Here is an 11,076-nt window from a genome sequence, read left to right as displayed (position 1 = left end):
TCATGTCTCAGGCGCTAACACACACCAATATCACCTGCCCGTATTGCTATTCCAATTTTGCAACGGAAATTGACATTACAGCAGGCAGCCAAGCTTATTACGAAGATTGCCAAGTGTGTTGCAACCCGATTCAACTGTGCATTGAAATTGATGCGGATGGCGAAATTACCCGCATCGACGTAGAACCAGGAAACAGTTAAATTCTTACTTGAACACGTCCTGTGTGAAGTTGTTGTACCAGCTATACGCATAACTAGCATCAAACAAACGATCTTGGGCAGTTGCCGTGGCGGAAGATACGCCACCACTGCCCGGAATACTTTCCACCAATTTGCCATCATCCGACAGCCGATACACCCCCACCACCGAAATCGCGTAATCCTTGCCGACCAGACTATAACAGCCGTTGGAAAATGACGGGCTTTCCACTTCTTGCCCATTAAGCAGCGCGTAAATGGCAGCAGCGCAGACTTTCCCTTCCGAATTCGCCGCAAAACCAGATTTAGGTAAGGCATCCGCCATACAGGCATCACCAATCACATGCACATTGGCATGGCGAGTCGATTCAAACGTCAGCTTATTAACCGGACACCAACCCGTGCTATCCACCAAATCCGCATCAAACGCCAATTTGCCCGCTTTTTGCGGCGGAATCACATTCAGTACTGCGCCTTGTACCCGATCACCAAACTGGGTAATCGCCGTTTTGGAAGCCACATCGACACCCACCACACCCGCCGCTTTGGTATCACCCGACCACCATTCGATCATGGCATTGCTGGTTTTGTAGCCGTACAGCTCTGTCCATGCCTGTTCAAACAATGCCTGTTTGGTAAAGCTGGTCTTCGGATCAAGAATAATGACCTTGGAATTGGGTTTGTGTTGCTTCAAGTAATAGGCAATCTGGCTGGCACGTTCATACGGCGCAGGTGGGCAACGGTAAGGGTTGGGTGGCGCGGCAATCACCACCGTTCCACCGTTAGGCATCGCGAGGAGTTGGTTACGCAATACCACGGTTTGCGCCCCCGCTTTCCATGCATGAGGAATGGTTTCAATCGCCGCTTCGCTGTACCCCGCAATCTGGTCGTAACGGAAATCAATCCCCGGCGACACCACGCAACGGTCATACGGGTAGCTGATACCGCCCTTAGTCAGCACTAGCTTGCCGTCATAATTAATACCCGTCACTTCATCCGTGACGATTTTGACACCGTGGGCTTTCAGACCATCGTAGTTAAATTGCAGCGATTCCAAGGTACGATCACCGCTCAAGACTTCGTTACTCATGTAACAGGTGGTGTAAATCGCATTCTTTTCGATCAGGGTTACGTCTAACGTGTTATCCAAGCGGCGCAGGTATTTGGCGACCGTTGCCCCACCAGTGCCCCCGCCGATCACCACTACACGTTGCCCCGCTGCTCTCGTAATGGCAGGAAACCCCAAAGCACTAACAGCGGCACTCGCTGCCAACGTTTTCAGGAATGTTCTGCGACGGCTATTATGCGTTTCCATCATGATCTGCCCCTCCTTAACCGATCAAACCGGGCAGTGGCCCTGGATTGCTGTCTTGATTACCGAAACTGTTGATGTTTAACCCCATGAACTGGGCGACAGACACCAGAATCTTATTGTGCGGCGTACCACTGAATTTCAGGCTGCGCCCCCCCGTGATACCGGCATTCTTGCCACCTGCAATAATGAATGGCATATCAGTATGGTTGTGCCAGCCACCATTGGACAGATCACTACCAACGAAAATAACGGTATTATCCAGCAACGTACCGCTGCCTTCCGGCACGCTGGCTAACTGTTCAATCAACCGCGCCAAATGTTCGGTATACCACGCTTTGATCTTGATGAACTCTTCCCCGCCCGAATGAGAAGCACCGTGACACGTCATACTGCTGCCCGATTCAGGAACAAGGTTTTCATTGACCCCTTGCGACCATTTCAGGGTAACAACGCGGGTTAAATCGCAGGCTAATGCATGAACGGCAATATCGCGGTGCAAATCACTGATGACACCCATTTTGTAAGGATCACGATACTCCGCACCTTGCCAATAGCCTTTGTTGGGATCGACCTTGAACCCCGTAGGATTGAAATTCCATGCCGCACACGCACCGACATTCGCTGTCAATTTCTTCTCAATTTCGCGCACAGACTCAACGTGCATATCTAACTTGGCTTTTTCAATAGCACCTAGTTTGGTACGTAAAGCATTGAGTTCTGCTAAGGATTGATCCAACACGCTGATGCGGCGTTGAGCTATAAAGTTACTTTGCGCATTCGTGCCAAACAAGGATTCAAACGCAGCCAGTGGATTGGGTTCTGGCAACACCTGCACCCCATTGTAATCATAGGTAATAGCGGTAACGCCCCATGTCGGTACGATAACAAGGTTAAGGTGCGGGCGTATGGTCTGACTTTTGAACGCTTGCGCCAGATGATAATCCAGCGAAACCGCCTTGTCGGATGACATACCATCCGCGCCCGTCAACAGTTTGAGTGTGCCGCCCTCATGGGTGGAACCGGGGCCTTTCATGTCCACCCCACTGAGGAAGACGCAGTGCTGACGAACCCGCTCCAGTGGAGCCGTCATGGCTGGCAGAATAAAGTTAGTCCCCGTGCCTTGTGCGTGCCAATTTTCCGGGCGCATCCCATCGGGGAAAAACACGAAAATGGCGCGACGCGGCGCTTCACCGGCATACGCCATGCTCGCAAATGGCAGTGTGGCTGCGCCGAGTCCGGCAGCAGCGATCCATTTCATAAACTGACGGCGGTCTTGACTGATACTCATGTGGCGATCCCCTTATTGCGCCCGACGCAAAGTGAAGTTGGGTGCATTAACAATGCTGAGCAACATGGTTTGCAGGTTGTAGCCATTGTCCTTATAAGTTTGCAGGTAACTGTCCAGCGCACACTTGTCCGCCGTGGTTTCCTGATGCCCGGTGGTGTAACGGTAATATTGCCGTGCCACGCATTGCGCAGCACTCGGACTATCCGCGACAAACTGACTCAGGTGATTGAGGTCGTTAAAGGTCAACTCCTCCGTCGGCGTATAGGTTTCCATACCCCGCAAGATAGCGTTGGCAGTGATTAGATTGCCGTTTTCAAACTTGCGGTATTGCCCTGCCCCATCATAATTTTCAAAGCCAAAGCCGGGACCATCCATGTATTGGTGGCAACTGTAGCACGCTGGAAACGACTTGCTGTGAAAGTCAAAGCGTTGCCGCGTAGTCATATTCGGATCAGGGTCTGGCGGCTGTACCAACCCAAAGTTGGCAGGCTCTGGCAAATCGTGGCACAAAATGCGCTCAAAGAAGAACCGCCCACGCTTGAACGGATGCGATTCGTTACTGTTGGCATAGCGAGCCAGCACGGAACCCAGCGTCAGCAAGCCCGTGCGGGAACCATCAGCAACGGGCGTTTTCTCAAACGCGCTGCCCGTCGGCCCATTCAGGTGGTAGAAGTCAGCCAACGTCTTATTGGCAATTACATAATCGGCGGTATACAACTCGCGGAAGGTCTGGGTGGAATCGAACGTCACGTAGTTGAAGAAGTTGATCAATTCTTGTGACAGTGCTGCTTTCACCGCATCGGTATACGCAGGGTAAACCGTGGCATCCTTGGATGGCAGACTGAACGGGCTGGCTTTCAGCAACCATTGCCCAACGAAATTACCCACTTGCTGACGGCTACGAGAAGCTGCTAAAAGACGGGACGCTTGACTAATGCGTTGTGCTGGCGTCTCTAAAGCATTCTGATCAGCCGCTAAAAACAACGTATCATCTGGCATCGACCCCCAGAACAAATACGACAAGCTACTGGCAACTTCATACGGGGTGAGCTTGTACGTACCATTTGCCTGCAATTCGCCCAATTCAGTGCGATACAGGAAATTGGGCGACACCAACATACTCATCACGGTTTTTTCCACCGCATCCTTGAAAGCAACAGCGCTGAAGTTGGCGGCGAAGGTATTCACTTCTGTCGTAGTCAATGGGCGGCGGAAAGCACGTTTACCAAAGCTCTGAATAAATTGCCGTGCGCAAACAGTGTCCTGCTGGGTACAAGACACGATTTTATTCCAGCTTTCCAGAACACCTTGCGCAGCAATTTTTTCCGCTTGGCTCAAGTACGCATCCATACGCAAGCTGGAGATCTGATTCTGCTCAATGTTATTGTCGAAACCTCCCACCTGATTTTCATCCGGTAAACTATTAACCAGATTCAAATTCAAACCCAGCAGGTCATTAACGGTGTTCTGGTATTCCAGCCGCGTCAATAAGCGCAAACTGCGTACTCCTGAAGGAGCAGCACCTAAACAAGCCTGGGTATCATCATCACCGCCATCCGTCGCAGCCGGTGTCAACACATCCGTAATATAAGTTGCAATTGCAGAGGCACAGTTTCCTGTACACGCACCGGGATTCCCCGGTGGCATGGTATCTTGGATAATCGTAGTCAAGTTGCTCAACTGGCTGGCGGTATAGGTGGTCAATACCACTTTAGTGAAACCACCGGTACCCTCTACACCATGACAGCTTGCACATCCCTGTCGCTGGTACTGCATTTTCCCATACTGTAAGGCGGTGGGTAAGGTGACACTCACCACTGTACTGAAGACACTGCCTACCGTATTAAAAGCTACCACACGATAATCATGGGTTATCCCCAGCACAGCGCTGGTATCCGTGTAAGTAACGGTATTGCTGCCCAATTCTGCGACGACTACCCAGCCAGCATCACCTGCCCCCGCAGCACGACGTTGTACACGGAAACCTGTTTCGTTATCACTGTTGTCTTTCCAACTCAGATTAACCTTGCTGCTATCAATCGCCGTGGCGTTTAGACCTGTCGGCACAAGAGGCAATACCGTAGGATCACCATCATCACCCGGATCATTATCATCAATCGTCTTATCTGAAGCGTAATATTGCGCCAGTGCGAGCAACACATCATCACCAAACTGGGTTTTGAGATTTTTGAGTTGGTGCGCCATTTCTGTGGGTACATTGCTGTTACGACCAGCATAGTAATCCTGCAGGGTAGCGTGTAAGTAGGTTGACCATTGCCCATCTAACAATGTACCGGTAAAGCCCATATCGTTACCTGATCCCGCATGGCAGAACTGGCAATTACTTTCATGAACAACTTTACCGCGTGCTACCAAGGTAGCATTTGTGGTTTGTTTGGCAGCTTTGTAAGGCAGTTTAGCGAGGTAATCCGCCACACGTTCAATTTGCGTATCAGTGTAACCTTTGGCAATCCGATTCATGACACTGGAAGCACGTTCCCCTGTACGATATGCCTTCATGGTACGCACCAGATAATTCTTGCTTAGACCCGCAATAGACGGTGTGCCGGGACCGACGCTATAACCATCTGTACCATGGCAAGCCGCACAGTTGTTCACCAGCATCGCGGCGCGGATGTCCGTGCGATCTTGACGCTTGGTACTCACCGTACTGGTGTAGGCCGATGCCCCCGAAGCATTGACGGCTTTCAAGCGATACTCATAGGTCACACCAACGCCAAGGGTTTTGTCCTGATAAGTCACGGTATCAGCCGCCAATGTGGCGAATACGCTCCAGCTACCGCTGTCGGCGCGACGTTCCAGTAACATATTGCTCTCGTTGGTACTATTATCCTGCCATGTCAGAGTAACGTAATTATTATCCACCAGCAGTGCTTTTAATGCCGTCGGCGCTTTGGGGGGCAACACCAACACATCAGATTGCCCCGTACAACGCGTGCCATTCACCGCCACATCAATCGGGGCAACATTTAATCCAGACAGCGACGCATTGAAACCAAACGACAGGCTATTGTTCTGTCGTACTATTTTATTGCTGTCAACGTGCGTTGCTGTCACTTTATCAGCCGCCTGAGTGATTTGAGCATTCCAGCCGCCTGTCACGATTTGTCCGGTTGGCATCGTCCAAGTGGTTTTCCACCCATTCCACGGTGCGCCCGTATTTTTAATGTCAACCGTCCCCGTAAAACCTTGTCCCCAATCTTTCTGGATCTGGTATTTGACCTCACACGCTGGTGGTGGCGGCGGCGGCGGATCGATTTGCCCGCCACATTTCACGCCATTGAGAGCAATATTACCGGGAGTACGATTCAAACCTTGATGAATACCGTTAAAACCAAATTGCAGATTACCACCTTTAGCAACAATACGATTCCAACCAGCATTGGTAACATCGACATGGCTGGCCGTTTGTTTGGGCGTGCCATTCCACATACCCGTAATTTTCTGACCATCTGGCATATCCCACGCGACCGTCCAATCGCTAACCTCATCACCGGTATTTTTGATGTAAATATCAGCCGTATAGCCAGCATCCCATTCTGACACCAGCGTGTAGGTCACATCGCAAGCAACCACGGGCGGTAGGGGTGGTTCAGCATTACCGGAACACAACACGCCATTGACCGATACATTGGTGGGTATATTATTTGTGCCGCTATGCACACCATTGAAACCAAATGTGACCTTACCTTCTTTAGCGATAGCACCGTTCCAATTCATATTAGTCACCGTAACGAGACTACCCGACTGACTAGCATTACCATCCCATAAACCGGATAAAGTTTGAGCATTAGGCATATCCCATGTCGCTGTCCAGCCTGTCCATGCCGTGCCAAGATTGGTTAAGGTAACATCAGCCGTAAAACCGTTGCTCCACTGCTTGATAATTTGATAACTGACGTGGCACGCGGTAGTCGGTGCAAGCGCAAGCACCTGAAGAGAAAACGCAGCAAGATTGACCTGTTGCTTACCGTCTGATACTTGAATCACGATATTGGCGGTTGTGCCAACGTTGGCAGCGCTGGGCGTGCCGCTAAGTTCGCCTGTTTTGGTATCAAAGTTTGCCCAAGCAGGCTTGTTTGTCACACTGAAGGTTAAGGGATCATTCTCAGGGTCAGAAGCATTCGGTACAAAACGGTAAGTACTCCCCACCATCACTTGCGTGTTAGGCGTACCCGTCAACGTCGGGGGCAAGTTACTACTGTTAACGACGGCAATATCAAACGTTGGTAATAACACCTTGGTCTTACCATCCGATACTTGAATGCTGATACCTTTATAAACTTTAATCTGCTTAACGGTAGGCGTACCGCTCAATACCCCGGTTTTGGCATCAAACGCTGCCCAAGTTGGTTTTCCCTTAATAGAAAAAGTCAGTAGATCATTATTGGGGTCAGACGCAATAGGCGCAAAACGGTAGGTCTTGCCCACCATAATACTGGTTGCAGGCGTCCCACTGATGACGGGAGGAGGATTAATCACTGCAATGCTAAATGTAGGGAGCATTACTTTGGTTTTGCCATCGGACACTTGAATACTGATATTCTTGTAGACGGTCGCCTGTTTAGCCGTAGGCGTCCCACTTAATACCCCAGTTTTAGTATCAAAGGCTGCCCACGCGGGTTTACCCTTAATGGAGAAAATTAGTGCATCATGATTGGGATCAGAAGCTACTGGACTGAAACGGTACGCCGTACCCACGATGAGGCTCGTCGTCGGTGTACCATTAATAATAGGTGGGGGATTGATAACCGTGATAGTAAATGCCGGTAGCGAAGCTGTTTCTTTACCATCAGAGACTTGGATGCTAATACCCTTATAGGCAATCGCCTGCTTGCTGGTCGGCACACCACTCAATGTACCCGTAGTTGTATCAAACGTCGCCCAAACCGGTTTCTTTTTGATGCTAAAGGTTAGTTTGTCGCTCTCTGGATCGCTCGCTGTAGGCGTAAACACATAACTTGCGCCCACATTCAACGTACTGGGAGGGTTTCCAGTGATTAATGGTTTGCCCGCAAACACCGATGCACTAACCAACCATAACAGCCAGCCAATAACAGCAACACTCCACTTTATCATGACTCCCCCTAATCAAACAGATGTCGATAAAACCGACAAGTTCTTAGGGGAGAGACTATAATATATTTTTATGAAATGTAAGAGTAAAATGATGGATTACTTGATCTAGTCAGCCTAATTCTCAACAATTATCTCACGTTCTGGAATGTGCATGAGGGGGTAATACAACACCCACGCTGCAAACAACACTACCCAACCCGACCACAGCACATCTGACAGAAAGTGTCCACCCGCAGCCATGCGGGTCAGACCAATCGCACAGCCCAGCAATACGGTCATAGATAACGCGAACCATGCCCATTGTGGTTTACGCTTACGCCATAAAAACCAAAAAGCCACAAACGCAAAACCAATCGAACTGTGTCCACTGGGGAACGAACGCCCACGCCCATCCGGCACAAAATACCCCGGCGGCACATACGCCTCCTGCCCGCCAAGTTGTGCGACTTGCACGGGGCGTGGTCTACCCCAGTTATCTTTAAACAGACTATTCACCAGCAAGCCCGGCCCCACCAGAAACACCAACAAGACGTAAGCAGCGTACAACCGTACACGATACCAACGCCGCAATACGGTGCTCCCCACAATCAACAGGGTACTCAGCCCCAATACTGCGCCTGCCAAATAAGGCACACCGTCATAAAACAGCGCTTTCCACAGTGGAAACTCATCCAATAACCAATGGTCAGCTTGATGAAATAACCCTGCCACGGTTAAATCTAAATTGGAAAACCAAAACACCAACGTAGACACGACTACGAGGTTAAACCACAACCATGGTTGTGGGTATTTCTCCCAGAACTTCATTGCGACACCAGCCCCTTAAAACCTTGCAGCAAGAAAACATTGTAATCCAGCTTGTAGTTCGACGTAATCGCCACATGCAGCGGCGTGAGCGCAGAACTGGCAGCAAAATAACCCGACACGTCAGCAGACAAGGGTTGTACCGTAACCAGCAAAAAATCCTGCCCCACTTTATCCTGTAGCGTCGTCACCAGATCGTAATGGTGGCGCAAGTAGTGCTGCGGATTCCAACTGACCCCGTGCAAGCCTTGCGGACGAGCGTAATACACCAATTCACTTAATACGTCGCGAGCATCGGAGAGCAGTAACGCATCCGGGTATTGCCGTTGCAACGCGAGGTATTGCTCGCCAATCACATCCCAGCCTTTCAGGCGTTTCTGCAAATCGGTGTGCATCAGATGGTTTAAGGGAGCAGGATGATAGACCGCTAGACCGAGGAGGAGATTTAACAACAGGGCAATACCCAGCATTTTCCACTTTCCCCACAACCATGCGGCGACTAGCAAGGTGGCAGCAACATAGGTAGGAGCAGCCCAATTGGCATTGGCACGCCCCAACAGCGCTTGCGCGGTAATGATCAGCAAAAACGGCAGGGCAAAGCTCAGTAAGAGCGGCTTATGTGCGACCTGTCCTTTGATGATTACCCACACCAGCAACGGGAATAACACCAATCCAAATACACCAAATTGCCCACCAATGAATTCGCCAAACTCATCCCAATGCAACGTGCCTTGGGCGCTACCGGCAGCAATGTCGGCGGTATGTTTGAACGTGGGGAAATCATGCTGCCAGTTCCACCACAAATTCGGCGCAATGATCAGCAACATGACCAGCACAGCGCCCCACGCTTTGGGATTACGCAGCAGATCAAAACGTCGTGCCACAAACACGTACATCAGGGCGGATACCAGAAAAATGCCCATCGTATATTTGCTCAACATGCCCAAACCGAGCGCGATACCCAGCAAAATCCAGTCATCCCACGCATCGCTATCCAACGCAAACACGAACGCATACAACGCCAGCGTCCAACAGAAAAATAGGGCGACATCGGTGGAAATCAGCGTAGATGACAGGCTTACCGCAGGCAGTGTCAAGAATAAAACCGCTGCCAACAAGGCAATCTTGGTATCAAACAGTTTCCGCGTCACCAAAAATAGCAGCCCGGTACTCAATGGATACAGCAACAAACTGCCCGAACGCACGCACAGCTCGCTGTCACCGCACACGCTGGTTGTGCCTGCAATAAGCGCCGCAATCACGGGCGGTTTCGAATAATAGCCCCAATCCAGATGCTGCGCCCAATACCAATATTGCGCCTCATCCACATAAAGCGTTAAACCATTGGTTGCCACCACCCATATGCGATACGCTGTTATTCCCAATACCAATAACAGCAGTATTAGCCCCGCTCGACGTTCAATCATTCTATCTTAGCTTTTTTCAACGGAATCAACCAACCCACCAGCGCCCCGATTAACGAAGACCCCAGCACAAATAAATGCACATTCACCGCGCCAACCGTGGCGGCTTGCACACTCACACTCGGTGCGGGTGACAATGCTGCCATCACCCCAGCCTCATACGTACCAAAACCACCGGGCGCATGAATAGGCAATACGCTGGTCAACTCACCGCCGACGACACCAGCTAGCAACATATTCCAGCTAGCACTCGGGACGAATTGCCCCAGCAACCACGCCAGTGTCACCAATTTCACCACCCAGTTTGCCCATGTCATCACCCAGCTCCGCCAGAATTCACCCCAGTTGTCCGGCAAACCGTACATGGCTTGCTGCGCCAATTCACTCAGCTTACCGTCTTTGCCTGCAAAGGCGACTTCAATACGATTGCGCAATATATACACTACAATTGGCAACAACATCCACAGCACAATCAGCGGAATAGCAATACGTTTCAGCGGTGTCACCACCAAAAGCGGGTACAATGCAAACGCCAAAATGCTGTGTAAATCCAAGAAGCGAAACCACACTAGTGCCGATACTGAATGTGCATACGTCACCCCAAAATAACGCTTCATCATCACCGGAAAACTGATTTCACCCGTCCGCGCAGGCAGTACATTATTCAACGCATTGTGAATCAGCATGAGCCGCCACGTTTGCAACCATTGCCCGTTCAACTGTTGCGGGAAATAATCATACATGCGCCATGCCCGCAGTGCATAGCTCAATACCAGCAACGCCAAGGCAATGAAACCTTGCGCCCAGCCAAAGGTTGCCCACGGTGCTAACACCGTTTTCCACCCCACCCAGTACTCGACACCGGCCACAAACAAGATCAGTATTAGCCAAGAAAGTGCTAATTTCCAGCGTGAGGTCGATGTATTGTGCTGTTCTGTCATCATTCAC

The 11,076-nt window shown here is 50.5% G+C and carries 7 protein-coding genes; 1 reads left to right on the top strand and 6 read right to left on the bottom strand.

Features of this window, described 5'->3' with window-relative positions:
• Positions 1–2 precede the first annotated feature (2 nt).
• Entirely contained in the window at positions 3–200 is a 198-nt protein-coding gene (locus tag J1836_RS15225) for a CPXCG motif-containing cysteine-rich protein (protein ID WP_207251989.1), read from the top strand.
• A gap of 4 nt (positions 201–204) precedes the next feature.
• Here J1836_RS15225 and J1836_RS15220 read toward each other — a convergent pair whose 3' ends face one another.
• The 6 genes from J1836_RS15220 to J1836_RS15195 form a co-directional block, all read right to left on the bottom strand.
• Entirely contained in the window at positions 205–1,515 is a 1,311-nt protein-coding gene (locus J1836_RS15220) for an NAD(P)/FAD-dependent oxidoreductase (protein ID WP_207251988.1), read from the bottom strand.
• Between the two features lie 13 nt (positions 1,516–1,528).
• Positions 1,529–2,800 carry a DUF1552 domain-containing protein gene (locus J1836_RS15215; protein ID WP_207251987.1) on the bottom strand — a complete coding sequence of 424 codons (1,272 nt, stop codon included), beginning with the start codon at positions 2,798–2,800 and terminating at the stop codon, positions 1,529–1,531.
• 12 nt (positions 2,801–2,812) lie between these two features.
• Entirely contained in the window at positions 2,813–7,900 is a 5,088-nt protein-coding gene (locus tag J1836_RS15210) for a cellulose binding domain-containing protein (protein ID WP_242632872.1), read from the bottom strand.
• Between the two features lie 114 nt (positions 7,901–8,014).
• Positions 8,015–8,707, bottom strand: a complete 693-nt coding sequence (locus J1836_RS15205; protein ID WP_207251986.1) for a phosphatase PAP2 family protein — start codon at positions 8,705–8,707, stop codon at positions 8,015–8,017.
• Entirely contained in the window at positions 8,704–10,131 is a 1,428-nt protein-coding gene (locus J1836_RS15200; protein ID WP_207251985.1) for an ArnT family glycosyltransferase, read from the bottom strand. The genes J1836_RS15205 and J1836_RS15200 overlap by 4 nt, the downstream gene beginning before the upstream one ends.
• Positions 10,128–11,072: a lysylphosphatidylglycerol synthase domain-containing protein gene (locus tag J1836_RS15195; RefSeq protein WP_207251984.1), complete on the bottom strand. Its 945-nt coding sequence runs from the start codon at positions 11,070–11,072 to the stop codon at positions 10,128–10,130. The genes J1836_RS15200 and J1836_RS15195 overlap by 4 nt, the downstream gene beginning before the upstream one ends.
• Positions 11,073–11,076: the final 4 nt, after the last annotated feature.

The organism is Thiothrix fructosivorans (assembly GCF_017349355.1).
GTDB classification, from domain to species: Bacteria; Pseudomonadota; Gammaproteobacteria; order Thiotrichales; family Thiotrichaceae; genus Thiothrix; species Thiothrix fructosivorans.
This window is presented reverse-complemented; position numbering and strand designations above follow the sequence as displayed.

Coding starts and splice junctions, on each gene's coding strand:
- J1836_RS15225 (WP_207251989.1), top strand. CDS start 3: ATGTCTCAGGCGCTAACACACACCAATATCACCTGCCCGTATTGCTAT.
- J1836_RS15220 (WP_207251988.1), bottom strand. CDS start 1,515: ATGATGGAAACGCATAATAGCCGTCGCAGAACATTCCTGAAAACGTTG.
- J1836_RS15215 (WP_207251987.1), bottom strand. CDS start 2,800: ATGAGTATCAGTCAAGACCGCCGTCAGTTTATGAAATGGATCGCTGCT.
- J1836_RS15210 (WP_242632872.1), bottom strand. CDS start 7,900: ATGATAAAGTGGAGTGTTGCTGTTATTGGCTGGCTGTTATGGTTGGTT.
- J1836_RS15205 (WP_207251986.1), bottom strand. CDS start 8,707: ATGAAGTTCTGGGAGAAATACCCACAACCATGGTTGTGGTTTAACCTC.
- J1836_RS15200 (WP_207251985.1), bottom strand. CDS start 10,131: ATGATTGAACGTCGAGCGGGGCTAATACTGCTGTTATTGGTATTGGGA.
- J1836_RS15195 (WP_207251984.1), bottom strand. CDS start 11,072: ATGATGACAGAACAGCACAATACATCGACCTCACGCTGGAAATTAGCA.